This window comes from Streptomyces sp. NPDC030991 (assembly GCF_055571235.1).
On record NZ_JBVIFR010000004.1, the window covers coordinates 205,929 to 232,299 of the forward strand.

The window sequence follows — 26,371 nt, forward strand, 5'->3', positions numbered from 1 at the left end:
CGGTTGGCCCGTGTCCCCCGTGCCCTCCCCGTCCGTGAGCAAGGCGCCGCCCGCCGAGGCCGTCACCCCGCTCATCCGCGGCCTCGACGTCCTGCGGCGCCTCACGGACGCGGACGGCACCCTCGCCCTCGCCGAACTCGCCCGCGCCACCGGGCTCGCCCGCTCCACCGTCGACCGGATCTGCGCGACGCTGGCCCACCTCGGCCACGTACGCCTCGACGGGCGGGACGCCTCCCTCGCGCCGCCCCTCATGGCCGTCGCCAACGCCTACCTCGACGCCCTGCGCGTGCCCGAACTGCTCGCGCCGCTCGCCGACCGGCTCGCCGACGACCTCGACGAGTCCGTCTCCCTCGCCGTCCCCGACGGCCCCGACATCCGCTTCGTCCACCAGGTGCTGCGCCGCCGCGCCCTCTCCATCAGCTTCCGCGTCGGCGACCGCCTGCCGGGCGACGGCTCCGCGCCCGGGCTCGTCTTCCGCGACGGGGTGCCGTCGGCGGTGGACGACCAGCTGGTCGAGCCCGGGCTGATCGCGGTGGCCGTACCGGTGCGGGGGCCCTCCGGGGGTGTGGTCTGTGCGGTGAGTGTGGTCAGCCATACGAGTCGGCACGGGGTCGACTCACTGTGGGGCGCTGTGCGGGAGCCCCTGGGGGCCTGCGTCTCGGCGATGGAAGAGGTGCTGGCCGCTCCGCCCCCTGCCACGGGGCTCCACCCCGGGCCCCGCTCCTCGAACGCCGGAGGGGCTGTAGGTGGCGGGGCCGGTGCGCCTGTCGTTTCGCTGGCTCGGGGGATGGACGTGCTGGCCGCTCTTGAGGGGACGATGACGCTCAGCGAGGTCGCCGAACGGACCGGGCTCGCCCGGGCCACCGCCCGCCGCGCCCTCCTCACCCACCAGTACCTCGGATACGTGGAGCAGGACGACCGTGCGTACCGGCTCACGCCCCGCGTGCTCGCCCTGGGCTGCGCCCCGCTCTCCCGTACGACGCTGCCGCGCATCGCCGCCCCCCACCTGGCCGCGCTCTCGGAGCGGCTCGGGGAGTCCGTGGGGCTCTCCGTGCCCGACGGGGAGTGGGTGCGGTGCACGGCGCGGGTCGCCCCGCGCCGCGTCATGAGCGTCGACATCGGCGTCGGCTCGCGCCTGCCCGCCGGGGACACGGCCGCCGGACGCGTGCTGCTCGGCGAGGGGAGTGACGGGAACGACGGGAACGGGAGCGCCGCGTCCGGCGCGGGCAGTGCCGTCGGTGCCACCGGTGCCGTCGGTGCCGCCGTCGTGGACGGGCCCGAGGACGGGTTGCGGTCCGTGGCCGTACCGGTGCGCGGCCGGGACGGGCGGACCGTCTCCGCGCTCGACGTCACCGCCCACCGGGGGCGCGGGTCCGCCGACGCCTGGGCCGGGGCGCTGCGCGCGGCGGCCGCGGCGATCGAGGCCGACCTCCACGTGACCTCGCGGTTCGTGACCGTGCCCGGGCACTGATCGCGCGCCGCGTTGCGGAACGTACCCGGGCGGCCGTCAATGGAGGGACGGGACAGGGGGGCACCTGAAAGGAGCCCGTCATGGCTCACGCGGCACCCGCACCGGCCCGTTCCACGCAGGCCGGCCGCCCCGCGACCCCGTCGGTGACGACCACCGCGAAGGTCCTGCCGGTGGTGACCGGCGCCCTCTACGGGTTCTGGGCGGCGAACATCCAGCGCTTCGGCCACGAGGTGACCGGCGGAAACATCGCGCTCGGCCTCGTCACCGGCATCCTTGTCGCGGCGCTCTGCTTCGGCATCCACCACTGGTCCCAGCGGCAGGGCAGCCGCCACATCGGCCTGCGCGCCCTGGTGTGGGGCGCGTTCGCCGGCATCGCCGTCGGTTTCCTGCACAGCCTCGCCAACAGCGCCGTCGTGTGGTCGGTCGTGCTCGGCCTGTTCGTGGGCGCGGCGACGTTCGTCGCCGTGTACTACCGCTACTACTCGAAGAGCGAGTACGGCATCGAGCGCCCCGCGGCCATGGTGCGACGGACCGCCCAGCGCGTCAGTCCATGACCCTGCACCCGACACGGCGGCCCGAGCGGGTGCTGGTTCCGCCCGGGCCGCCGCGCTCCCGCTCCGGGACCTTCCCGGAAGCACCCGTTCGGCTCAACGCTCCACCGGAGCGATCCGCGGGGCTTGCGCGCGTAGCCCGTATGCGGGCGTCCCGGTCGCGGGGCGTGCGGCCGGGGCCTTGCCTGGGAGGGTGATCCGCGCGACTCTCGCCCCCGTCCTCCTCGCCCTCGCCTGTCTCCTGGTCCCCCTCGGCACGCTCTCCACCTGGGCCAGGTACGAGATCGGCGACAGCGACCGCTACGTGTCCACGATGGCGCCGCTCGCCACCGATCCGGGTGTACAGAACACGGCCGGGGACGCCGTGACCACCGGGATCATGCGGACCATCAGCGTGGGCCCGCTCCAGTCCACCGTCGAGCAGTACCTGCACGACGCGGTCGTCTCGTTCACCGGCACCCCCACCTTCCAGAACGCCTGGAACACCGCGAACCGGGCCACCCACGACGCGGTGCAGCGCGCCCTCGACGAAGGCGGCACCGGAGCCGTCACCCTCGACCTGGCACCCGTCACCGAACAGGTGAAGCGGCAACTCCTGGACGACGGCGTGCCCTTCGCGTCCCAGATCCCGGTCGCCCACACCGAGATCACCGTCCTGTCCGCCGGTGACCTCGCCGAGCTGCGCAAGGTGTTCCACCTGCTCCAGCTCGCGGGGCCGTGGCCGCCCCTGGCCTCCCTCGTCCTCACGGTCGCCGGGCTGCTCCTCGCCCCGCGCCGGCGCCGCGCGCTCGTCGCGACGGCGCTCGGCATGGCCCTCGGCGCCGCCGCGCTGCTCGTCGCCCTGCCGATCGCCCGCTCCCTCACCCTCGGCGACCTCGGCACCGACGCGGACAAGGCGACGGCAGGCGCCGTCTACGACGCCCTGACGTCGTCGATGCGGACGGCATCGTGGGTGATCGTCGGCGTGGGCGCGGCGGTGGCGGTCGCGGCCTGGCTGACGGGCCGCTTCGGGTTCGGGCTGCCCGGCCGTCGCTCCCCGGGGACCGTCGGCGAGGCACCCGTTCAGCCGCGCGCGGAGTGCCGCGAGGCCGCGCCGGGCCGAACATTTCCCTGATCTCTGATCCCTGATCCCTGAGACGAGGAGGCGCCCCATGAGTGAGACGACACCCCCGAACACACCCCCCACCCCGCCGCCGAACACGCCGCCCCCGACGCCGGACCCCGGCCCGGCCGCCGGATCGAGGAGCCACCGGGGCCGCACCGCCGCCCCCACCACAGGCGACGCGGGCCCCGACAGCGGCTGGGCCACCGGCGGCTCCGTCTTCGCCGGTGTCCTGATGCTGGTCAGCGGCGTGCTCGGCATCCTCAACGGCATCGCGGGCATCGCCAAGGACGACGTGTACGCCCGGCTCGGCGACTACGTCTACTCCTTCAACCTCACCACGTGGGGCTGGATCCACCTGATCCTCGGCATCCTCGTGGCGCTCACCGGCTGGGGCATCCTCCAGGGCGCGGACTGGGCACGCGGCGTGGGCATCGGCCTCGCGGCGCTGTACATCGTCGAGTACTTCCTGTTCCTGCCGTACGCGCCCGTGTGGTCGGTGATCTCCATCGGCATCGGCGTCTTCGTCATCTGGGCGCTCGCCCACGAACCGAACCGCCCGGCCCGGCCGAAGCGCCCGAACGGACCCGGCGCGGCCAAGCACGCCTGACAACGCGCCCGGCGCGGGCCGGTGACCAAAGATCGCATAATGGCCCCATGCCGTCCCGCCTAGCGCCCCCCGACTGGCTGGTCAGAACGTTGCGGCCGCAGCGCGCGCCCGTGCCGTGGGCCGCCGTCGCCCGGGCCTCGATCGCCATGGCGGCCCCCTTGGCGGTGGGCCTGGCCACCGGTCACGCCGCCTACGGTGCCCTCGCCTCCATGGGCGCCCTCAGCGGGGTGATCGGCGACACCGCGGACGCGTACCGCATGCGCATCCTCAACATCGCCGTCCCCCAGCTGTTCGGCGCCGTGGGCGTGACGGTCGGCTCCCTCGTCAACGGCCAGGGCTGGATCGCCGTGGTGGCCGTCACGGCGATCGCCCTGGTCTCCGGGATGATCTCGACGATCGGCGCGGTCGCCTCCGTCTCCGGGCTGCTGCTCCTGCTCAACTGCGTGGTCGGCGCGGGCCTGCCCATGCCGGGCGAGTGGTGGCTCGCGCCGCTGCTGATGTACAGCGGCGGGCTGCTGGTCCTGCTGCTCGCCCTGCTCGCCTGGCCGTTGCGGGGCGGGGTGCCCGAGCGGGCCGCCGTCGCGTCGACGTACCGCGGTGTGGCGCACCTCCTCGAAGCCGCGGCCCAGGACCCCCTCACGTACGCGGAGACCCGCCTCGCCGTCACCCAGTCCCTCAACCAGGCGTACGACCTCGTCCTCGCCCGGCGGGCCCGCGCCCACGGCCGCAACCCGGAACTGGTGCGCCTGGTCAGCCAGTTGAACGCCGTGACGCCCGTCGTGGAGGCCGCACCCGCCGCCCACCAGTGCGGGGTGCCGCTGCCGCCGCAGGTGCCGGAGGCCGTACGCGCCCTCGCCGACGCCATCGCCTCCGGCCGGCCCGCCGACCGCGCGCCCCTGGAGCTGCCCGAGCCCGACGGGCCCGCGTCGCGCGCCCTCGACCACGCGGTGCGGCACGCCGCCGAGGTCGCGGCGCGGACCGGGGACAGCGAGTTCACCAACGTCGACGACCGGCTCGGCCACCCCGCCGCGCTGCGGGTACGCGCCCGCCGCGGCGCGGCCACCGTGCTCCTGTCCGGCGCCTCCTGGCGCTACGGCCTGCGGCTCGCCCTGTGCATCGGCATCGCCCAGGTCCTCGCGTCGACCGTGCCCGTGCCGCGCTCCTACTGGGTGGCGCTGACCATCACGTTCGTCATGAAGCCCGACTTCGGATCGGTGTTCTCGCGGGCGGTGCTGCGCGCCCTCGGCACGGCGGCGGGCCTCGTCGTGGCGGCGGCCGTCCTCGCCGAGGTGCCGCTCGGCTGGTGGGACGTGCCGGTGATGCTGCTGCTCGCCCCGCTCATCCCCGCGCTCACACCCCGCGGCTACGCCTTCCAGACCGCGGCCATCACCCCGGTGATCCTGCTGCTCTCCGACATCCTCAACCACCAGGGCACGGCGCTGCTCGGGCCCCGGCTCCTGGACAGCCTGATGGGCTGCGCCATCGCGCTGGTGGCGGGCTATCTGCTGTGGCCGGAGAGCTGGCACACCCGGATCGGCGACCGGCTCGCCGACGCGGTCTCCGACACGGCCGCCTACGTGGAGTGCGCGTTCGGGGTCACCGAGGACCCGGCGGCCCGGGCCCGGATGCGGCGCCGCCTCTACCGGGACCTGTCGGTGATCCGCACCGAGTTCCAGCGCGCGCTCACCGAACCGCCGCCCACGGGGAGGCGGGCGGCGGCCTGGTGGCCCCTGGTCGTCGCGGTCGAACGCATCGTGGACGCGACGACCGCGGCGCGGGTGCGGGTCCGGCACGGTTCCCCGCCGCCCGCGCCCGCGGAGGTGACCCAGGTCATCGCGCAGTTGCGGGAGTTGGCGCAGGGGTTGCGGGATTCGGTGGTGCTGGAGGAGGTACGGGCCGACTTCGGGGACGGTCCCGGGCTCCGGGACGGGGTCCTCGAACAGGTCCGTCAGGAGGTGGCGGCGGCCCGGGCGATCGGGGTGCGGGGCGGGCCCACGGCGGACACCGTCCACTCGTAGACCCGCCCGCCACCGCTTACTTGAGCCTGGCTTCGGCCTTCTGCAGGGCCTTGGCGAATCCGTTGGCCCAGAGGGAGTTGACGCGGGAGCGCTCGGTGGCGTTCGGGTACGCGTTGGTGCAGGACGTGCCGGGGCCGCCGCCCGACATCAGCTCACTGCACGGACCCGAGTAGTGGTCCGGCAGGCCGAGCACGTGCCCGGTCTCGTGAGCGGTCACGCGGGTGGAGTTGTACTGCTGGTTCTGCGCGTAGTCCAGGAAGACGTAGCCCCGGCCGTGCCCGTCCGTGGACGCGTACGAACCGCGCGAGTCGTTGCCCTCGTAGTACGCGAAGTTGCCGCTGCCGCTCGTCGCCTGGAGCTTGACGTTCGACACCGACGAGTTCCAGATGGACGTGCTGTTCGCTATCTGCTGGCGGAAGGACGGCGCACGCGAGACGTTGTACGAGACGGTCACCTGCGCGGCGCCGGGGTGCGCGGCGCGCTGCTCGGCGACGGACTTCACGACCGCTTCGAAGAAGGCTTTGTTGGCGGCGGCGTTCTCGGCGGAGCCGTCGTACTGGGCGTAGTCGGCTCTGGCGGTCTCCGCCTGGGCCTGGGTCGGGGTTTGTGCCTGCGGCTGCGCGGTGGCGGGGCCCGCCGCGAGCGCCGTGACGGTGAGTCCCGCGCCGAAGGCGCATGCGAGGAGGCGGACAACTGTGGGGGGTGCTGTCATGGTCATGCAAGAGAGTGTGGGCCCGGGCGGGGCGCCTGGGAATGATGGCACTTGGGGATAGCACCGGGTTATCGACCGCGGGGCGGCGCGACGGGGGCTGGTGCGGGGGGTCTGGTGCGGTGCGGTGCGGTGCGGCGGGGTCTGGTGCGGTCGGGTCTGATGCGGTGGGGTCTGCTGCGGTCGGGTCTGATGCGGTGGGGTCTGCTGCGGTCGGGTCTGCTGCAGTGGGGTCTGCTGCGGTCGGGTCTGCTGCAGTGGGGTCTGCTGCGGTCGGGTCAGATGCGGTCGGGTCTGGCGCGGTCGGGTCTGGCGCGGTCGGGTCTGGCGCGGTCGGGTCAGATGCGGTCGGGTCTGGCGCTGTGGGGTCTGGTGCGTCTTCCGTGCTCGCCTTACGCTCTGCGCCCATGGAGCTGGACGTACGGCACCTGCGCGCCCTGTGCGCGATCGAGGACGCCGGCAGCCTGCACAAGGCGGCCCGCCGCCTCGGCATGAGCCAGCCCGCGCTGACCACCCAACTGCGCCGCATCGAGGACTTCCTGGGCGGCCGGCTGTTCACCCGCGAACGCACCGGCTGCCACCCCACCCCGCTCGGCCGCGTCCTGCTCACCCGCGCCCGGCCGCTCGTCGACGGCCTGCACACCCTGGTCGACGAGGTCCGCGTGGCCGCCGCCGCGACGGCCGAGGGGCCCGGCCGTCTGCGGATCGGCTCCACCGCGAGCCGCGCCCTGCCCGGCTGGCTGCGCCGCCTGCGCTGCAACCCCGCCTTCCCCGGCACGGAACCGACCCTGCGGGTGGACGTCTCCGCGCACGCCCTGCTGCGGCTCGTCGCCGAGGGCGGGCTCGACGTGGCGTTCGTGCACGAGGTGGAGGGCAGCCCGCTGCGGATCCCGCCCGGGCTCGCGTGCCGGGTCCTGGTGGAGCGCGAGCCGCAGTTCGTCTCCCTGGCCACGGACCACCCGGCCGCGCGGCACAGCGTCGTGCGCCTCAGCGACCTGGCCGATGACCGGTGGATGGTCGACCCCACCGTGGACGGCGAGTGGGACGGCCTGCTGCGGGCGCTGCGCTCCGCCGGGCTCGAACCCCGCGTCCTGCACGGCGATTACCTCACCGCCGCCTCCCTCGTCGCGACCGGCGAGGTCGTCGCCCTCTGCCAGCCCACGTCCCGCTCCCGCACCGACATGGCGATCCGGCCGCTGCACGGCGACCCCGTGGGCGTACGGCTGCTGCTCACCGCCCGCACCGAGACCCTGCTCGAAGCGGTGCTGCCGGATCTGTGGGACGCGTACGGAGAGGTGGCGCATCAGGCCCCCGCCTACCGGGAACGGCTCCCGCTCCACCTGGCTCCGGCCTGACAAACGGAGCGTGCCGCGGCGAATCGGCCGGACCCTTCCCAAGATCACGCCCAGCGGCGGCTAACCTTACGTGTCCGCCCTGGCCAGGGGTTCCAGGGACGTTCGGGGACCAACTCATGCGGAAGGTTGCGCACATGGGCATTCTGGATCTGCTGCGGAACGCGTTCGGGCGGTCCCGGAAGGGGGACGCGGAGGTCGCTGCCGCGGAGGAGCCGGAAGCCGCGCCGTCGGCCGGGTCTCCCTCGCCGGGGACGCCGAAGGTACCCGGGCCGTCCCGGGGGGAGGCGGACGACCTGGTGGCGGCGGCGTTCGACAACGTAGCCGTGCCGAAGCCGTCCACCCCGGTGGACCCGGACCCGGCGGCCACCGCCCCGGAGACCGGCGCCGAGGCCCAGGGCCAGATCCCGGCCCAGGCGGAGGCCCCACCGGAGACCGGCTCCCCGGCCCCCCGCACGGACGCCCAGGTCCCGGCGCAGGCGGAGGCGCCGGTGGCGGACGAGGCACCAGTGGCGGAGGCGCCGGTGGAGACGCCGGTGGCGGACGAGGCGCCTGAGGCGAAGACGCCTGCCGAGACGGAGGCTCCGGCCACCGCGTCGGTGGAGACCGGCGCCGAGACCGAGGTTGCGGCTACGGCTGCGGCGGAGCCGGACGCGCCGGAGAAGACCGAGGCGCCTGCCACGGCCGAGACGGACACGCAGGCCAAGTCCGTGGAGCCGCAGGCAAGTTCGGGTGAGGAAGCCGTGCCGGACGAGGCACGGGCCCCGGCACCCGCCGAGAACGAGACCGAGGCCGAGGCCACGGTTGCGGCTGCGACTGCGACTGCGACTGCGGCGGAGTCGGACGCCCCGGAGAAGACCGAGGCGCCCGCCACGGCCGAGACGGACACGCAGGCCAAGTCGGTTGCCGCACAGCCGAGTTCAGGCAAGGAAGCCGCGCCGGACAAGGCACAGGCCCCGGCCACCGCGCCGACCGAGACCAAGACCGAGGCCGAGGCCGAGACCAAGACCGAGGGCAAGGACGAGACCAAGGACGAGGCCGAGGCTGCGACCCCGGCGGAGCCGGACGCCACGGCCAAGTCCAAGGCGAAAACGGCGAAGGCTCCCGCGAAGAAGGCCCCCGCCAAGGCCGCGGAGAACGCTGAGCCTGCCAAGTCCGAGGAACCGGCCCGCACGAAGGCCGCGGCCAAGAAGGCCCCCGCCAAGAAGGCCCCGGCCAAGAAGACGGCGAAGACCGCCGAGGCGCCCAAGGCCAAGGCCACGGTCAAGGCCACGGCCACGGCCACGAAGGCCAAGGCCGCGTCGCAGGACACCGAGGCGGCCAAGTCCGCGGGCCCCGCCAAGGCGAAGGCCCCGGCCAAGGTCGAGGCAACGGCGGCGCAGGGTGCCGAGGCCGACGGGGCCGAGGCGAGCGCCGAGCCCGCGCACGCCGGGGAGAAGATCAAGGCGCTGGCGCCGGGGCTCGTCGCCGCGCACAAGGCGGCCGGTGCCGCCCTTGCCGAGCGGGGTCTCGACGGGACCCGGGCCACGGTGTACCTCGTGCTCGACCGGTCCGGATCCATGCGGCCCTACTACAAGGACGGCTCCGCGAGCGCCCTGGCCGAGCAGACGCTCGCACTCGCCGCCCACCTCGACGGGCGCGAGACCCCGGCCGTCCACACCGTGTTCTTCTCGACGGACATCGACGCCACCGGCGACCTCACCCTGGACGCCGGTTACGAGGGCAAGATCGACGAGTGGCACGCCGCGGCCGGCCGGATGGGCCGCACCAGCTACCACCGCGCCATCGAGGAGGTCGTCGCGCACCACGAGAAGAGCGCGGACCCGGACGCCCCGGCCCTGGTCGTCTTCCAGACGGACGGTCCGCCGGACACCCAGCGCCCGGCGACCGAGGCGCTGGCCGAGGCGGCGAGCCGCCCGCTGTTCTTCCAGTTCGTCGCGTTCGGTGAGCACGACGCGAAGGGGTTCGACTACCTCCGCAAGCTGAAGGCGGAGAACGCCGCCTTCTTCCACGCGGGCCCGGCCCCCCTGGAGCTGACCGACGCCGAGCTCTACGACGGCGTACTGGCCGCCTGGCGCCCGTGACCCGGGTCTCCCGCAGCCCCGGCCGCGACCGCGGGGCCGTGACCCCCGCCTCGTGACCCATGACGACCCGTGGCCGTCCGCGTAGCAAAACACCGCGCGGACGGCCACCCCATGTCGGCTACGATTTCTAGATTCCGCAGCCGAAAACCGTCACTGCGCGCAACACCTCGTCACGACTTGGGAGCAGCCCCCGATGGCTCGACACCTCATCACCAGCGCCCTTCCGTACATCAACGGGATCAAGCACCTGGGCAACATGGTGGGGTCCATGCTCCCGGCCGACGTCTACGCCCGCTACCTGCGCCAGCGCGGCCACGATGTGCTCTACATCTGCGCGACGGACGAGCACGGCACCCCCGCCGAACTGGCCGCGAAGGAGCGGGGCGTCCCGGTCGCGGAGTTCTGTGCGCAGGCGCACGACGCGCAGAAGGCGGTCTACGACGGGTTCGCGCTCGCCTTCGACCACTTCGGCCGGTCCTCCTCGCCGCAGAACGCGGAGATCACCCAGCACTTCGCCCGCAAGCTGCACGAGAACGGGTTCATCGAGGAGCGGTCGATCCGCCAGGTGTACAGCCCGGCCGACGGCCGCTTCCTCCCCGACCGCTACGTCGAGGGCACCTGCCCGCACTGCGGCTACGACAAGGCCCGCGGCGACCAGTGCGAGAACTGCACCCGCGTGCTCGACCCCACCGACCTGATCGACCCGCGCTCGGCGATCTCCGGCTCCACCGAGCTGGAGGTCCGCGAGACCAAGCACCTCTTCCTGCTCCAGTCGAAGCTCCAGGTCGAGGTCGAGGCGTGGATCGACGAGGTCGCCGACGAGTGGCCGCAGCTCGCCTCCTCCATCGCCCGCAAGTGGCTGACCGAGGGCCTGAACGACCGCGCGATCACCCGTGACCTGGACTGGGGCGTCCCGGTCCCCGCGGACACCTGGCCGGAGCTCGCGGCCGACGGCAAGGTCTTCTACGTGTGGTTCGACGCCCCGATCGAGTACATCGGGTCGACGAAGGAGTGGGCGGACCAGGACCCGGCGAACCGTGACTGGAAGTCGTGGTGGTACGAGCCCGACGGCGCCACCGACGTCCGGTACACGGAGTTCATGGCGAAGGACAACGTGCCGTTCCACAGCGTGATGTTCCCGGCCACCGAGATGGGCATCCGGGAGCCGTGGAAGAAGGTCGACTACCTCAAGGCGTTCAACTGGCTGACGTACTACGGCGGCAAGTTCTCCACCTCGCAGAAGCGCGGCGTCTTCACCGACCAGGCCCTGGAGATCCTCCCGGCGGACTACTGGCGCTACTTCCTCATCGCCAACGCCCCCGAGTCGGACGACTCGTCCTTCACCTGGGAGCACTTCACGGCGACGGTCAACAAGGACCTGGCCGACACCCTCGGCAACTTCGTCAACCGCGTCCTGTCCTTCTCCCGCAAGCGCTTCGGCGACGACGTCCCGGCGGGCGGCGAGCCCGGCGAGGCCGAGACGAAGCTGGGCGAGCAGATCGCCGAACTCCTCGCCGAGTACGAGAACCAGATGGAGGCCCTCCAGTTCCGCAAGGCCGCGGCGGCGCTGCGCGCCCTGTGGTCCGCGGGCAACTCCTACCTGGAGGAGAAGGCCCCCTGGCTGGAGATCAAGACGGACAAGGACGGCGCCGCCCTGACCCTCCGTACGGCGATGAACCTGATCCACCTGTACTCGGTGGTCTCCGAGCCGTTCATCCCGTCGTCCGCGGCCGCCATGCGCGCGGCGTTCGCCCTCGCCGACGACACCCGCAACTGGGTGACAGCCGACGAGGCGAAGGCCCTGACCACGGTCCCCGCGGGCACGCCCTTCACGGTCCCGCCGGTGCTCTTCGCGAAGATCACCGAGGAGGACCTGGAGTCGTACAAGGAGCGCTTCGGCGGCGCTCCCGAGTAGTCCGACCCCGCCCTGCCCCTCGGGGGCCGCTCGGGTCCTGACCCGAGCGGCCCCCGGCGGAGACGCCGAAGGGCCCGGAACCGCGGTCGCGGTTCCGGGCCCTTCGTCATGCGCGGGGTGCGGTCGGCGCTACTTCTTCTCGACCGGCTTGCGCAGCTGGATGTTGAGCTCGCGCAGGCGCGACTCGTCCAGCTCGGTGGGCGCGCCCATCATCAGGTCCTGCGCGTTGCCGTTCAGCGGGAAGCCGATGGTCTCCCGGATGTTCGGCTCGTCGGCGAGGAGCATCACGATGCGGTCGACGCCCGGGGCGATCCCGCCGTGCGGCGGGGCGCCGAAGCGCAGCGCGCGGAGCATGCCGGCGAACTCGGCCTCGACGGTGTCGCGGTCGTAGCCGGCGATCTCGAACGCCTTGAGCATGATCTCGGGCTCGTGGTTGCGGATCGCGCCGGAGGACAGCTCCGTGCCGTTGCAGACGATGTCGTACTGCCAGGCCAGGATGTCCAGCGGGTCCTTCTCCTCCAGGTCCTTCATGCCGCCCTGCGGCATGGAGAACGGGTTGTGGGAGAAGTCGACCTTTCCGGTCTCCTCGTCCTTCTCGTACATCGGGAAGTCGACGATCCAGCAGAACCGGAAGACGCCCTCCTCGAAGTGGCCGGCGCGCTTGGCGGCCTCGACGCGTACCGCGCCCATGATCTTGGAGACCTCGTCGAACTCACCCGCGCCGAAGAACACGGCGTGACCGGCCGTGAGGCCGAGGCGCTCGGTGAGGACCTTGACGTTCTCCTCGGTGAGGAACTTCGCGATCGGGCCGGCGAACGTGCCGTCCTCGCCGACGCGGATCCAGGCGAGGCCCCTCGCGCCCTGCTCGACCGCGTAGTCGCCCAGGCCGTCGAAGAACTTGCGGGACTGCGAGGCGGTGTCCGGCACCGGCAGCGCACGCACGTGCTTGCCCGCGAACGCCTTGAACTCCGAGCCCTCGAAGACGTCGGTGATGTCGACGAGCTCCAGCTTGGCGCGCAGGTCCGGCTTGTCGTTGCCGTACTTCAGCATCGACTCGCGGAACGGGATGCGCGGGAAGGGGGAGGTCACCTCGCGGCCGCCGCCGAACTCGGTGAAGATCTCCGTCATGAGCTTCTCGATCGGGCGGAAGACGTCTTCCTGCTCGACGAAGCTCATCTCGATGTCGAGCTGGTAGAACTCGCCCGGCGAGCGGTCCGCGCGCGCGTCCTCGTCGCGGAAGCACGGCGCGATCTGGAAGTAGCGGTCGAAGCCGGAGATCATCAGCAGCTGCTTGAACTGCTGCGGGGCCTGCGGCAGGGCGTAGAACTTGCCCGGGTTGAGGCGGGACGGGACGACGAAGTCACGGGCGCCCTCGGGGGAGGTCGCGGTGAGGATCGGCGTGGCCATCTCGTTGAAGCCGAGGTTGACCATCTTCGAGCGGATCGAGGCGATCACGGCGCTGCGCAGCATGATGTTGCGGTGCATGCGCTCACGGCGAAGGTCCAGGAAGCGGTACTCCAGGCGGCGCTCCTCGCCGACCCCGTCGTCCTGGTTGATCTGGAACGGCAGCTGCTGGGCGGCGCCGAGCACCTCGATCTCGGACGCCTCGATCTCGATCTCGCCGGTGGGCAGCTCCGGGTTGACGTTCTCCGCGCCGCGGGAGACGACCTTGCCGTCGACGCGGACGACCGTCTCCTTCGTCAGCTTGTCGAGGACCTCGGCGGCCTTGGTGCCGGGGCGGGCGACGAGCTGCGTGATGCCGTAGTGATCGCGCAGATCGATGAAGAGGATGCCGCCCAGGTCTCGGCGATTGTGCAGCCAGCCGCTCAGCCGGACGTCGGCGTCGACGTCAGAGGCGCGGAGCTCGCCGCAGGTGTGGGACCTGTACCGATGCATCGTCGTTCATCCAGCCTTTGCGTTTCGGGGTTCCGGGGTGACAACCCGGATCTCCCAAGGGTACCGGCCGCCCCAAGATCGCTGTGCGAACAGTCTCGGTGGCCGTCCCCGATCACCTCTTCCTAAAGTGGGGCCATGCGCACTGGTGAGCCCCTCCCCCCGGTGGAGGAAGTCCTCGCCGCTCTCGCGACCGGCCTGTGGCGGTGGGACAACCGGGCGGGCCTGGTCACGTTCGACGTGGAGGCCGCCCGGCTCATCGGGCTGCCCTCGCCCGACGGGAAGCCGGTCACCCTGACGGAGTCCGGGGTCAGGGCCCGTTTCCACCCGGCCGACTGGAACGAGATCGACGGCGTCGTCCAGCTCGCCGTCGCCGAGGGCACCCTCGCCGAGGCCCGCCTGCGCATCATGGACGAGCAGGGTCGCGTCGTCCGTACCGTGCGCAGCCGCTCCAAGCCGGTGCTGCACGGCGACACCCTGGACTCCTACGAGCTGATCGGCACCCTCCAGGAGGTCAGCGAGCCACAGCCGGGCGCCGCCTCGCGGACCCCGGTGACCGGTGACTGGCGGCGCTCGCGCGAGGCGTTCCTGCTGGACGCGGGGCGGGCGCTGGCCGAGGCCGGGTCGACGGAGGAGGTGCTGCGGGTCGCCGCGGGCCTGTCGATGCCGGGGTTCTCGCCGGAGGGGCTCGCGGTCTTCGGTGTGGCGGGCGACCGGCTCACCGTCATCGGCCACCACGGGCACCAGGCGGGCTCCGAGGGCCCCTTCACCGACATGGAGCTGGTCACGGACTATCCGGCGGCCGAGGTCTGCCGGACCGGGCGTGCCGTCTACCTGTCGTCGCCCGAGGAGTACCAGAGCCGCTATCCGGCGGCGTGGCCGCTGGCCGCGCGGTTCAAGCGGCAGTCGTGGGCGTTCCTGCCGCTGATCGTCGCGGGCCGCACGATCGGCGCGTGGATGGCGGGCTTCGCCTACCCGGTGTCGTTCACGCCCGACGAGCGTTCGGTCCTGACGACGGTCGCGCGGATGCTGGCGCAGGCCCTGTCGCGCGCCGGGGTCGCCGAGTCGGAGCGGGAGCTGACGGACGGCCTCCAGAAGTCGATGCTGCCGAGCCTGGGCCCCGAGATCCCCGGAATGAGCATCGCGGCGCGCTATGTGCCGACCGGCGGCGGCCTCCAGGTCGGCGGCGACTGGTACGACATCATCCCGCTGCCCGGCGGCCCGGCCGGGCAGCGGGGCGGCGGGGGCGGCCGCATCGCCCTGGTCATCGGGGACGTCCAGGGGCACGACGTGCGGGCGGCGGGCCTGATGGGGCAGTTGCGTATCGCCCTGCGCGCGTACGCCTCCGAGGGGCACCGGCCCGACGCGGTCCTCTCCCGCGCCTCACGCTTCCTGCACGGCATCGGCGACACCGCGCACGGCGGAACTCCGCAGGACCCGCGCTTCGCGACCTGCCTGTACGTGGAGGCCGACCCGGCGACCGGCGTCCTGGAGATCGCCCGCGCCGGCCACCCCGACCCGGCGATACGCCTGGCCGACGGCACGGTCCTGATGCGGCCCACGGCGGGCGGGCTGCCGCTCGGCATCGACCCGGACGCGGACTATCCCACGACCCGGCTCGTCCTGGAGCCCGGCGAGACGCTGCTGCTCTGCACCGACGGCCTGATCGAGACGGGCGGCCACGACCTCGACACGGGCTGGTCCCGGCTGCGTACGGCGCTGGAGGCGGGCCCCGCGGAGGCGCTGGAGGAGCTGGCCGACGCCCTCGTCCAGACGGTGCACGGCCCCTCCTCGCACCACACCACGGGCCCGCTCGCCGACCGCCGCGAGGACGACATAGCGTTGCTTCTCCTGCGGCGCGCGCCGCTGACGTCCCGCCCCTCGACGGCCCGCCGCACGGCCATGACGATCGCGCAGGCCGAGCCGGAGCGGGTCGCGGCCGCCCGGCAGCAGCTGCGGGAGCTGCTGCACGACTGGGCCGACCCCGATCAGGTCGACTCGGCGGTGCTGCTCGTCTCCGAGATGGCCACGAACGTGCTGGTGCACACCGACGGCGACGCCCTGCTCGTCGCGGAGGTGGCCAAGAGCGCCGACGGGCCGCGGCGGCTGCGCGTGGAGGTCGCGGACGGCTCGGACGACCTGCCGCACAAGCGCAGACCCGGTGAGCTGGCCTCGTCGGGGCGCGGGCTCGTGCTGATGGAACTGCTCGCCGAGCACTGGGGCGTCGACCCGCAGGGCGAGGGCAAGTGCATCTGGTTCGAGCTCTACGAACCCTCGGCGGCGGGGGAGGACCCGGGGGCTGTTTCACGTGAAACGGTGCCGGGTCCGTAGCGGCCGCGCAGCTCGTTCAGGATGCCGAACGCGGCCGCCGTCAGCGGTACCGCGAGCAGCATCCCGAGGATGCCGGCGACGGAGGCGCCCCCGGTGATGGCGAGCAGCACCACCGCCGGGTGCATCTGCACCGTGCGGGACTGGATCATCGGCTGGAGCACGTGCCCTTCGAGGACCTGCACGGCGAGCACCACGCCGAGCGCCCACAGGGCGATGACGAACCCCCGGTCGGCGAGGGCCACGAGCACGGCGACGGCGCCGGAGATGAAGGCCCCGAGGTAGGGGATGTAGGCGCCGACGAAGACCAGGGCCGCGAGGCCGACCGCGCCGGGTACGCCGAGGATGAGCAGCCCGATGCCGATGCAGGTCGCGTCGATGAGGGCGATGAGCGTGGTGCCGCGCATGAATCCGGCGATCGCGGTGAAGGAGCGGCGCGCGATGGCCTCCAGGATCTCGCCGGAGCCGGGCGCGGCCTGCCGCAGGGCTCTGCGGAAGCGCCCGGCGTCCCGCAGGAAGAAGAAGCAGAGCAGCAGCGCGAGGACCGCCATGGCGACGACCTCGCCGACGACGCTGAGCCCGCTGATGACGCCGGACGCCGCGCTGCCGCCGTACTTCTTGAGGAGGTCCTGGGCGCTGTCGGCGAGGTGGTCGAGGTCGAGCGCGCCGGTGCCGAACCGGTCGGAGAGGTCGGCGGCGGCCTGCTTCACGGAGGCCACGATCTGGTCCCCGGTGTCGATGAGCGCGGCGACCACGATGTATCCGGCGCCGCCGACGACGATCAGGATCAGCGCGCAGGTGAGGCCGGAGGCGAGCGACCGCTGCACCTTGGCGCGGCGCAGGGCGAGGTAGACGGGGCGGAGCAGGGCGGTGCCGAGCAGGGCGAGCAGGACCGGCACCACGGCCGTCTTGAGTTCGACGCAGAGCCGGATCCCGACCCAGGCGACACCGGCGACGAGGAGGGCCACCGCGCACCACGCGGCGACGCGGCGGGCGGGTTCGGGCAGGAGCTGCTGACGAGTCGGCACCCGGCCAGACGATCATGCCCCGGCCGTGCCCACCCGCCGGGCGGGTCCGCCCGGGTGACGAGGCGTCACGGGGCCGGGCCGGTGGATATGAGTGACGGCCCGCCGGGTGCAGAGTCGGCGGGCCGTCACGTTCGGGGGGACGCACACGGCTTACGTGTGCGGCAGGCGCTCCTTGGAGGGGATGACGCCCAGGCGGCCGGCCTGGAAGTCGTCGAAGGCCTGCTGGAGTTCGGCCTTGGTGTTCATCACGAACGGGCCGTAGTGCGCCATGGGTTCGCGGATCGGCTGCCCGCCGAGGATGACGACCTCCAGGTCCGGGGTGTTCCCGTCCTGGGTCTCGTCGGCGCGCACGGTCAGGGACGAGCCCGCGCCGAAGACGGCGGTCTGGCCCTTGTGGACCGGGCGGCGCTCGGCGCCGACGGTGCCGCGGCCCGCGAGCACGTACACGAGGCCGTTGTAGTCCTCGCGCCAGGGCAGGGTCGCCTCGGCGCCGGGGCGGACGGTGGCGTGCACCATCGTGATCGGCGTGTGCGTGATGCCGGGGCCCTCGTGGCCGTCGAACTCACCGGCGATGACGCGCAGCAGCGCGCCGCCGTCGGCGGTGGTGAGCAGCTTGACCTGGCCGCCGCGGATGTCCTGGTAGCGGGGGTTCTGCATCTTGTCCTTGGCGGGCAGGTTCACCCACAGCTGGAGGCCGTGGAAGAGGCCGCCGGACATGACGAGGGACTCCGGCGGTGCCTCGATGTGCAGCAGTCCTGAGCCCGCCGTCATCCACTGGGTGTCGCCGTCGGTGATGGTGCCGCCACCGCCGTGCGAGTCCTGGTGGATGAAGGTGCCGTCGATGATGTAGGTCACCGTCTCGAAGCCGCGGTGCGGGTGCCAGGGCGTGCCCTTGGGCTCTCCCGGCGCGTACTCCACCTCACCCATCTGGTCCATCATGATGAACGGGTCGAGGTGCTTGTAGTTGATCCCGGCGAAGGCGCGGCGCACCGGGAAGCCTTCTCCCTCGAATCCGCCGGGCGCGGTCGTCACGGTGAGCACGGGGCGCGCCACGGCATCCACCGGCGCGGCCACACGGGGCAGGGTCAGCGGGTTCTCGACGGTCACAGCGGGCATCTTGGGGGCCTCCTTGGCGTCCTCGTGCCTCGACTTTAGTTGAACGTAGAACTTTCTGCCACTCAGAACGACGAACGCCCGGAGGAAATTCCCTCCGGGCGTTCGTCGAGCGGGTACAAAAGGGGCGGTCAGCCGTACATGCGGCGCATCGCGAAGTCGACCATCTGCTCGACCGCCTTCGCGTCGAAGACCATCCGGTGCTCGCCCTCCATGTCGAGGACGAAGCCGTACCCGGTGGGCAGCAGGTCGATCACCTCGGCGCCGGTGATGACGAAGTACTTGGACTCCTTGCCCGCGTACCGGCGCAACTCCTTGAGCGTGGTGAACATGGGGATCACCGGCTGCTGGGTGTTGTGCAGGGCGAGGAAGCCCGGGTTGTCACCGCGCGGGCAGTAGACCTTCGACGACGCGAAGATCTGCTGGAAGTCCTCGGCGGACATCGAGCCGGTGGTGAAGGCGCGGACCGCGTCGGCGAGCGAGGGCGGCGACGGCTCCGGGTACAGCGGCGGCGCCTGCTGCCCGTACCCGCCCTGCTGCGGCGGCGCGTACTGCTGCCCGGCAGCGGCTCCCCCGGCGTGCTGCTCGTATCCGTACATGGAGCAAAGAGTACCGAGGGGGCGGGGCGCCGTGGGCCGGGCCGCCCAAGCGGAACACCGGGCTCCTTCGTCACACTTGCCCCGCCGGGGTTGCGTCTTATTACCGGCGGGTAGCATCCTGGTGGTTACCAGTTGGTACGCGTATGTACGAGGACGACCACCACCCCTCAGCGGGACGCTTTCGCGCCGCTGATACCGAATTTACGGAGCCGTCGCCATGGGGCACTACAAGTCGAATCTCCGCGACATCGAGTTCAACCTCTTCGAGGTGCTCGACCGCGACAAGCTGTACGGCACCGGCCCGTTCGGGGAGATGGACGTCGACACCGCCAAGAGCATCCTCGAAGAGGTCGCCCGCCTCTCCGAGAACGATCTGGCCGAGTCCTTCGCGGACGCCGACCGCAACCCGCCGGTCTTCGACCCGGAGACCAACACGGCGCCCGTCCCGGCGTCCTTCAAGAAGTCGTACCAGGCGTTCATGGACGCCGAGTACTGGCGCCTCGGCCTGCCCGAGGAGATCGGCGGCACCACCGCGCCGCGCTCCCTGATCTGGGCCCACGCCGAGCTGATCCTGGGCGCCAACCCGGCGATCTGGATGTACTCCTCGGGCCCGGCGTTCGCCGGCATCCTCTTCGAGGAGGGCAACGAGGCGCAGAAGAAGGTCGCCGAGATCGCCGTCGAGAAGCAGTGGGGCTCGACGATGGTGCTGACCGAGCCGGACGCCGGTTCGGACGTGGGCGCCGGCCGCACCAAGGCGGTCCAGCAGGACGACGGTTCGTGGCACATAGAGGGCGTGAAGCGGTTCATCACCTCCGGTGAGCACGACATGTCGGAGAACATCCTCCACTACGTACTGGCCCGCCCCGAGGGCCACGGCCCGGGCACGAAGGGTCTGTCGCTGTTCCTGGTGCCCAAGTTCGAGTTCGACTGGGAGACCGGCGAGCTGGGCGAGCGCAACGGCGTCTACGCGACCAACGTCGAGCACAAGATGGGCCTCAAGGCGTCCAACACGTGCGAGATGACGTTCGGCGACAAGCACCCCGCCAAGGGGTGGCTGATCGGCGACAAGCACGAGGGCATCCGCCAGATGTTCCGCATCATCGAGTTCGCCCGCATGATGGTCGGCACGAAGGCGATCTCCACCCTGTCGACGGGTTACCTGAACGCGCTGGAGTACGCCAAGGAGCGCGTCCAGGGCCCCGACCTGGCCAAGTTCATGGACAAGACGGCCCCGAAGGTCACCGTCACGCACCACCCGGACGTCCGCCGCTCGCTGCTCACGCAGAAGGCGTACGCGGAGGGCATGCGCTCGCTGGTGCTCTACACGGCCTCCGTCCAGGACGCGATCCAGGTCAAGGAGGCCGCGGGCGAGGACGCCTCGACCGAGCACGCCCTGAACGACCTGCTGCTGCCCATCGTGAAGGGCTACGGCTCGGAGAAGGGCTACGAGCAGCTGGCGCAGTCGCTCCAGACGTTCGGCGGCTCCGGCTTCCTCCAGGAGTACCCGATCGAGCAGTACATCCGTGACTCCAAGATCGACACGCTCTACGAGGGCACCACGGCCATCCAGGGCCAGGACTTCTTCTTCCGCAAGATCGTCCGCAACCAGGGCGCCGCGCTGAACGGTCTGGCCGAGGAGATCAAGAAGTTCCTCGCGGTCGAGACCGGCGGCGAGGAGCTGGGCGCCGCCCGCGACTCCCTCGCCAAGGCCGCCGTCGAGCTGGAGGCCATCGTCGGCGTCATGCTGACCGACCTGGCCGCCACGGAGCAGGACGTCAACTCCATCTACAAGGTGGGCCTCAACACCACGCGCCTGCTGATGGCCTCCGGTGACGTGGTCGTCGGCTACCTGCTCCTCAAGGGCGCGGCCGTCGCCGCGGAGAAGCTCGCCGCGGGCGCCATCGGCAAGGACGTGCCGTTCTACCAGGGCAAGATCGCGGCGGCGAAGTTCTTCGCGGCGAACGTGCTGCCCGGGGTCGTCGGGGCGCGGAAGCTGGCGCAGGCCACCAGTGAGTCCGGCCTCGACGTGATGGAGCTGGACGAGGCGGCGTTCTAGGCTCCGCCGAGCGGGAATGTGGCTCGGGCCCGTCGTCTCCCTCGGGGGGCGGCGGGCCTTTCGTCTGCGGGTGCGTCGTGGCTGGTCGCGCAGTTCCCCGCGCCCCTGGGGCGCACGCAGTGCGCATCTCAGGGGCGCGGGGAACTGCGCGAGAAGCCCCACCGGGCGGTCGGCCGCCGGAACGGGAGGGTGGCACACGAGGGGGCGCCGGGCCGCCGCAGGCAGGCCCCCTGCAACCCGCATTACCCTGACGGCATGGCAAACCCTCCCGGCCCCTTCGATCGCGGGCACACCGACGACCTGATCACTTTCCTCGCGGCGAGCCCCACGCCGTACCACGCCGTGGCGAACGTGGCCGCCCGGCTGGAGGAGGCCGGGTTCAAGCAGGTGGCTGAGGTCGACGCCTGGGACGGCACCAGCGGCGGCAAGTTCGTGACGCGCGGCGGCGCCGTCATCGCCTGGTACGTGCCGAGCGGAGCGCAGCCGCACACCCCGTTCCGTATCGTCGGCGCGCACACCGACTCCCCGAACCTGCGCGTGAAGCCGCAGCCCGACATGGGCGCCGGCGGCTGGCGCCAGGTCGCCGTCGAGGTCTACGGCGGCCCGCTGCTCAACTCCTGGCTCGACCGGGACCTCGGCCTCGCCGGACGGATCTCGCTGCGCGACGGCGGCGAGCGGCTCATCGACATCGACCGGCCCCTGCTGCGCGTCCCGCAGCTCGCCATCCACCTGGACCGGTCCGTCACCGCGGAGGGCCTCAAGCTGGACAAGCAGCGGCACATGCAGCCGATCTGGGGCCTGGGCAGCGATGTGCACGAGGGCGACCTGCTGGGCTTCGTCGAGGACGAGTACGGCCTGGAGCGCCGTTCGATCACCGGCTGGGACCTGATGACGTACTCGGTCGAGCCGCCCGCCTACCTCGGCCGCGACCAGGAGCTGGTGGCCGGCCCCCGGATGGACAACCTGCTCTCCGTGCACGCCGGTACGGCGGCGCTCGCCGAGGTGAGCAGGCGCGCGGAAGCGGGCTCACTGCCGTACATCCCGGTGCTCGCCGCCTTCGACCACGAGGAGAACGGGTCGCAGTCCGACACCGGCGCCGACGGCCCGCTGCTCGGCAGCGTCCTGGAGCGTTCGGTCTTCGCGCGCGGCGGCTCCTACGAGGACCGGGCCCGGGCCTTCGCCGGGACCGTGTGCCTGTCGTCGGACACCGGGCACGCCGTGCACCCCAACTACGCCGAGCGCCACGACCCCACGCACCACCCCCGCGCCAACGGCGGCCCGATCCTCAAGGTCAACGTGAATAATCGTTACGCCACCGACGGCGGCGGCCGGGCCGTGTTCGCGGCGGCGTGCGAGAAGGCGGGCGTGCCGTTCCAGTCGTTCGTCTCCAACAACGCGATGCCCTGCGGCACCACGATCGGCCCGATCACCGCCGCCCGGCACGGCATCAAGACCGTCGACATCGGCGCGGCGATCCTGTCGATGCACAGCGTCCGCGAACTGTGCGGCGCGGACGACCCGTTCCTGCTGGCGAACGCCCTGACGGCCTTCCTGGAGGGCTGAGTCCGGGCCTTCTCGCCCCCCGCCCGTGTGACGCCGGGACCTCCGGGTACCCGGAGGTCTCCAGTACCCGTGCGTCACACAACTTGGGGAGGCGGACCTCATGAGCTTGGGAGGTTGCATCATCCTGGTCGCCGTCGGGGCGATCCTCAGTTTCGCGACCGACTGGCACATGAAGGGGGTCAACCTCGACCTCGTCGGCTGGATCCTGATGATCGTCGGCCTGATCGGCGTCTTCGTGTTCCGCAGTGTCGGACGCCGCAGGAACGTGGTCGTGCCGCCGTCCCAGACGACCGTGGTCGACGACGAGCGGACCCGGCGCATATAAGGGCCCTCGCCCCCGATCTGTACTCACCAGTAGCTCCCTCCACGTACCCTGATCACCAACCGGTTCTCATCGGTTTTCGGGGTATATGGGGGGAGCACTGTCGTGGAGTTCCGGCTGCTCGGCGCGGTCGCCGTGGCCACGGAGAGCGGTGAGCTCCCGCTCGGGCCCGCCAAGCGGCGCAGCCTGCTCGCGGCGCTGCTGCTGCGCCCCAACACCGCGGTACCGCTGGACCAGTTGATCGACGCGCTGTGGCCCGAGGGCCCGCCCGCGCGGGCCAGAACCGTCGCACAGGGCCACGTCTCGCGGCTGCGCGCGCTGCTCGCCCAGGGCGGCGCCGACGTGTGGGGCGTGCGGCTCGTGACCCGCGGCGACGCGTACGTCCTGGAGATGCCCGAATCGCTCCTCGACGCCCACCGCTTCGAGGAGCTCGTCCGGCTCGCCCGCGACCAGCGCACCCCCGACGACGCGGCGGCCCTGCTGCGCGAAGCGCTCGCGCTGTGGCAGGGACCCGCGCTCGTCGGTGTCGCCACGGACGGTCCGCTGCGGGTCGCGGCCGACGGGCTGGAGGAGTCGAGACTCTCGGCGGTCGAGCAACTCGCCCACACCTACGGCGCGTTCGGCGAGCATGCCCGTGCCGCGTCCCTGCTGCACGCGGAGGTCGTCGCGCACCCGATGCGCGAGACGCTGGCCGCGGGCCTCATGCGGGCGCTGTACCGCTCGGGCCGCCAGTCCGACGCCATCGACCAGTACCACCGCACCCGTACGCTGCTCGCCGACGAACTCGGCGTCGACCCCGGCTCCGCGCTGCGCGAGGCGTACGCGGAGATCCTGGCGGGTTGCGAGGCGCCACCGCCCGCCGCCCCGCCGCAGCCGGCGGCCACGGCCGCAGCGGCGCCCGCGCAGGACAGCCCCGATCTGCTGCCGCGGCCACCGCGCGGATTCGTCGGCCGCGAGCAGGAACTCGCCGCGCTCACCGCCGCCGCCCACCGCGAGCACGCCGTCATCGTCATCACCGGACCCGCCGGAGCCGGCAAGTCCGCGACCACCCTGCACTGGGCACACGCCGCACGCGAGCACTACGACGGCGTCCTCTTCGCCGACCTGCGCGGCTTCAGCGACGACGCCGACTCCAGCGGCGGCCCGGAGACCGCCGACGTGCTCCGCGAGTTCCTGATCGCACTCGGCGTACCGCCCCGCGAACTCCCCGACACCCCGGGCGCGCTGGCCGCCGCGTACCGCACACGCACCGAACACCGCCGTCCCCTCGTCGTCCTCGACAACGCCCGCACCGCCGCCCAGGTCCGCCCGCTGCTCCCGGCAGGACCGGGCAGCACCGCCCTGGTCACCTCCCGGCTGCGCCTCGACGGCCTCGCCGTCAGCGAACTCGCCCGCACCATCGACATCGGCGTCCTCGACGGCCCCGCCTCCACCGCGCTCCTCGCCGCCGCCACCGGGGCCGAGGACCGCCTCGCCGCCGAACCCGCCGCCGCCGCCCGGCTCACCGCACTCTGCGCCGGCCTCCCACTGGCCCTGCGCGTCGTCGCGGCCCGGATCAACGCGCGCCCCCAGTGGCCGCTCGGCCCGCTCGCCGACGAACTCGCCGACGAACAGCGCCGCCTGGCACTCCTCGACATCGACGACACCGGGGTCGCCGCCGCCCTGCGCCTCACCCTCCTCGCCCTGCCCGCCGACGCCCGGCGGCTCTTCCACCGGCTCGGCGACCTCCCCGGCCCCGACCTCGACCGCTACGCCGCCGCCGCCCTCACCGCGACCTCCCCCGCCGACGCCGCCACCGCCCTGGACCGCCTCGCCGCGGCCCACCTCGTCACCGAGCGGACACCCGGCCGGTACGGGATGCACGACCTGGTACGCCTCTACGCGCGCGGCCTCGCCCGCGACGACCGCGGACAGGACCCGGCCGAACCCGCGGGAGAACCACTGGCCCGCCTCCTCGACCACTACGTCCGCACCGCCCTGCGCGCCGTCGCCGTCGCCGAACCCGACGACCGGCCCTGCTGCGTCCTGCCCCAGGACACGCGCCCCGACCGGGGCGGACCCCCGATGCCGGACCGGGAGAGCGCCCTCGGCTGGTTCGCCGCCCAGCGCGAGAACCTCGCGGCGGCCACCGGCGCCGCCGTCGCCGCGGGCCTCGACGACCGCGCCTGGCGCCTCGTCGTACTCCAGTGGCCGTCCGTCGTCGGCTACGTGCGCGACGACTGGATGCCGCTCCTCGAACAGGGCCTGGCCGCGGCCGTCCGGCTCGACGACCCGGACGCCGAGGCACGGGTGCGCGCCCTGTGCGGCTGGGTCCTCACCGAGGAGGGCCGGCTCGACGAGGCCCTGGAACACCTGGAGCGCGCCCCGGCACTCGCCGCCCGCGCCGGCGACCCGTCCAGCGAGGCCACCGCCCTGGTCAACCTCGCCGTCGCCCTTGACCGCGTCGGCGCCCGGGGCACCGAACCCCTCGCCCATATGACGCGCGCCGCCGAGTTGGCCGCCGCCGCGGGCGACGTACTGACCGAACTGCTCGCCCTGGAACACCGAGCCCGCCACCTCCTCGCCCTCGACGACCACCCGGCCGTACTCGCCTGCACCGAGCGCGGCCTGACCCTGCACGGCGCGGGACCCGTGGGGCTCGCCCCGCTGCGGCAGACCCTGCTGCGGGTCACGCGCGGCGCCGCCCTGCTCGCCCTCGACCGCACCGAGGAGGCCCGCGCCTGCCTCCGCCGGGCCCACGAGGACGCACTGCGGCAGGGCTTCGAGGAAGGCGCCCGGAAGGCGACGGCGCAGCTCACCCGGGCCGACAGCGGAACGGCGACGGGGCGCTAACGCGTCGGCGACCGGACGGCGACCGCGGCAGGCACCTTGGGAGACACACCAGCCCGCCGGACCAGGCGGGCACGAACCGGGGGAACACCACCATGACCCGCACCATCACCCGCACGTCCGTCCTCGCCGCCGCCGCCGTGGTCCTGGGCCTCACGATGACCGCCTGCTCGGGCAGCGGCGGCAGCGGCACCAAGGACGAGGGCGCCGCGACGACCGCGAGCGGCAGCGCCACCGAGGTCACCGGCGTCGGCACCAGCGCCGCCGAGGCGAAGGCGACCACCGGTACGCGGGCCGGCGGCGCCGCCGACGCGGACGCCGCCAAGAGCTCCGCGACCAAGAGCTCCGCGGCCAAGGGCGGGACGGGCGCCACCGCCACGAAGACGGCACCCGAGTGCAAGGTGACGTCGCTCGGCTACACGCTCCAGCGCAAGAACCCGGAGCAGCAGGGCGACCACCTGCTGATCACCGCGGTCAACAAGTCGGCCACCGCCTGCACCGTGCAGAAGTTCCCGGTCGTCACCCCGGGCGACGCCAACGGCGACGTCCCGCTCGCCAAGGACGACGAGCAGCCCGCCCAGCCGCTGCTCGTCCGCCCCGGCGCCACGGTCTACTCCGCGCTCCCCGTCTACCAGGACATCAAGGCCGAGGACAGCTACTTCACGTCGATCCGGCTCTCCCTGGTGATGAACGACGCCGACGCCTCCGGCGCCTTCGTCACCCTGAAGACGCCCGGCGAGGTCGAGTACGCGGGCAAGCAGGCCGACGGCATCGAGGTGCTCTCCTGGAACACCCGCAAGCCGTACGACTTCTGATCCGCCCCCAGGG

At 72.7% G+C, this 26,371-nt stretch carries 19 protein-coding genes; 14 read left to right on the top strand and 5 right to left on the bottom strand.

Translation table 11 applies throughout. The features are described 5' to 3' along the window. Nucleotides 1-10: 10 nt before the first annotated feature. The 5 genes from ACZ45E_RS09645 to ACZ45E_RS09665 all read left to right on the top strand — a co-directional run bounded on the left by ACZ45E_RS09645 (nucleotide 11) and on the right by ACZ45E_RS09665 (nucleotide 5,752). Entirely contained in the window at nucleotides 11-1,471 is a 1,461-nt protein-coding gene (locus ACZ45E_RS09645) for an IclR family transcriptional regulator domain-containing protein (RefSeq protein WP_468218619.1), read from the top strand. Nucleotides 1,472-1,551: 80 nt separating this feature from the next. Further along, on the top strand, nucleotides 1,552-2,025 hold the full coding sequence (locus tag ACZ45E_RS09650; RefSeq protein WP_468218621.1) for a hypothetical protein: 474 nt from the start codon (nucleotides 1,552-1,554) through the stop codon (nucleotides 2,023-2,025). Nucleotides 2,026-2,215: 190 nt separating this feature from the next. After that, nucleotides 2,216-3,136, top strand: coding sequence for a hypothetical protein (locus tag ACZ45E_RS09655; RefSeq protein ID WP_468218624.1), 921 nt, complete (start codon nucleotides 2,216-2,218; stop codon nucleotides 3,134-3,136). 37 nt (nucleotides 3,137-3,173) lie between these two features. After that, nucleotides 3,174-3,734 (top strand): DUF7144 family membrane protein, encoded by a 561-nt coding sequence (locus ACZ45E_RS09660; protein ID WP_468218625.1) that lies wholly within the window; start codon nucleotides 3,174-3,176, stop codon nucleotides 3,732-3,734. A 47-nt stretch (nucleotides 3,735-3,781) separates the two neighbouring features. Next, nucleotides 3,782-5,752, top strand: coding sequence for an FUSC family protein (locus ACZ45E_RS09665; protein WP_468218629.1), 1,971 nt, complete (start codon nucleotides 3,782-3,784; stop codon nucleotides 5,750-5,752). Between the two features lie 16 nt (nucleotides 5,753-5,768). On the opposite strand, the gene snpA is transcribed toward ACZ45E_RS09665, so the two are convergent. Further along, entirely contained in the window at nucleotides 5,769-6,464 is a 696-nt protein-coding gene (gene snpA / locus ACZ45E_RS09670; RefSeq protein ID WP_468219192.1) for a snapalysin, read from the bottom strand. 404 nt (nucleotides 6,465-6,868) lie between these two features. Here snpA and ACZ45E_RS09675 point away from each other — a divergent pair, with 404 nt between their 5' ends. The 3 genes from ACZ45E_RS09675 (at nucleotide 6,869) to metG (ending at nucleotide 11,812) form a co-directional block, all read left to right on the top strand. Beyond that, on the top strand, nucleotides 6,869-7,816 hold the full coding sequence (locus ACZ45E_RS09675; RefSeq protein WP_468218631.1) for a LysR family transcriptional regulator: 948 nt from the start codon (nucleotides 6,869-6,871) through the stop codon (nucleotides 7,814-7,816). 134 nt (nucleotides 7,817-7,950) lie between these two features. After that, nucleotides 7,951-9,897, top strand: a complete 1,947-nt coding sequence (locus ACZ45E_RS09680; RefSeq protein WP_468218634.1) for a VWA domain-containing protein — start codon at nucleotides 7,951-7,953, stop codon at nucleotides 9,895-9,897. Between the two features lie 193 nt (nucleotides 9,898-10,090). Next, the gene (metG, locus tag ACZ45E_RS09685; protein WP_468218635.1) at nucleotides 10,091-11,812 is read left to right on the top strand and encodes a methionine--tRNA ligase; all 1,722 of its coding nucleotides are present in this window, start codon (nucleotides 10,091-10,093) and stop codon (nucleotides 11,810-11,812) included. Nucleotides 11,813-11,941: 129 nt separating this feature from the next. On the opposite strand, the gene aspS is transcribed toward metG, so the two are convergent. Then, the gene (gene aspS / locus ACZ45E_RS09690; RefSeq protein WP_468218637.1) at nucleotides 11,942-13,708 is read right to left on the bottom strand and encodes an aspartate--tRNA ligase; all 1,767 of its coding nucleotides are present in this window, start codon (nucleotides 13,706-13,708) and stop codon (nucleotides 11,942-11,944) included. A 135-nt stretch (nucleotides 13,709-13,843) separates the two neighbouring features. Between aspS and ACZ45E_RS09695 the strand changes: the two genes are divergently transcribed. Continuing rightward, complete coding sequence (locus ACZ45E_RS09695) at nucleotides 13,844-16,036, top strand: ATP-binding SpoIIE family protein phosphatase (protein ID WP_468218640.1); 2,193 nt, start codon at nucleotides 13,844-13,846, stop codon at nucleotides 16,034-16,036. Here the strand turns inward: ACZ45E_RS09695 and ACZ45E_RS09700 are convergent. The 3 genes from ACZ45E_RS09700 to ACZ45E_RS09710 all read right to left on the bottom strand — a co-directional run bounded on the left by ACZ45E_RS09700 (nucleotide 15,970) and on the right by ACZ45E_RS09710 (nucleotide 18,773). Further along, nucleotides 15,970-17,061, bottom strand: coding sequence for an AI-2E family transporter (locus ACZ45E_RS09700; RefSeq protein ID WP_468218642.1), 1,092 nt, complete (start codon nucleotides 17,059-17,061; stop codon nucleotides 15,970-15,972). The genes ACZ45E_RS09695 and ACZ45E_RS09700 overlap by 67 nt on opposite strands. Nucleotides 17,062-17,211: 150 nt before the next feature. Beyond that, complete coding sequence (locus tag ACZ45E_RS09705; RefSeq protein ID WP_468218644.1) at nucleotides 17,212-18,177, bottom strand: pirin family protein; 966 nt, start codon at nucleotides 18,175-18,177, stop codon at nucleotides 17,212-17,214. A gap of 128 nt (nucleotides 18,178-18,305) precedes the next feature. After that, nucleotides 18,306-18,773, bottom strand: a complete 468-nt coding sequence (locus tag ACZ45E_RS09710) for an SseB family protein (protein ID WP_324771220.1) — start codon at nucleotides 18,771-18,773, stop codon at nucleotides 18,306-18,308. 217 nt (nucleotides 18,774-18,990) lie between these two features. Between ACZ45E_RS09710 and ACZ45E_RS09715 the strand changes: the two genes are divergently transcribed. From ACZ45E_RS09715 to ACZ45E_RS09735, 5 genes are all read left to right on the top strand, one after another. Beyond that, complete coding sequence (locus ACZ45E_RS09715) at nucleotides 18,991-20,829, top strand: acyl-CoA dehydrogenase (RefSeq protein WP_468218646.1); 1,839 nt, start codon at nucleotides 18,991-18,993, stop codon at nucleotides 20,827-20,829. 255 nt (nucleotides 20,830-21,084) lie between these two features. Then, nucleotides 21,085-22,392, top strand: a complete 1,308-nt coding sequence (locus ACZ45E_RS09720) for a M18 family aminopeptidase (RefSeq protein WP_468218648.1) — start codon at nucleotides 21,085-21,087, stop codon at nucleotides 22,390-22,392. A gap of 100 nt (nucleotides 22,393-22,492) precedes the next feature. Then, on the top strand, nucleotides 22,493-22,717 hold the full coding sequence (locus tag ACZ45E_RS09725; RefSeq protein ID WP_468218650.1) for a DUF6458 family protein: 225 nt from the start codon (nucleotides 22,493-22,495) through the stop codon (nucleotides 22,715-22,717). Between the two features lie 102 nt (nucleotides 22,718-22,819). Then, a complete protein-coding gene (locus tag ACZ45E_RS09730) occupies nucleotides 22,820-25,546 on the top strand; it encodes an AfsR/SARP family transcriptional regulator (protein WP_468218652.1) in 2,727 nt (908 codons plus the stop codon). A gap of 92 nt (nucleotides 25,547-25,638) precedes the next feature. Next, nucleotides 25,639-26,358 (top strand): DUF4232 domain-containing protein, encoded by a 720-nt coding sequence (locus ACZ45E_RS09735; RefSeq protein ID WP_468218654.1) that lies wholly within the window; start codon nucleotides 25,639-25,641, stop codon nucleotides 26,356-26,358. Nucleotides 26,359-26,371 lie beyond the last annotated feature (13 nt).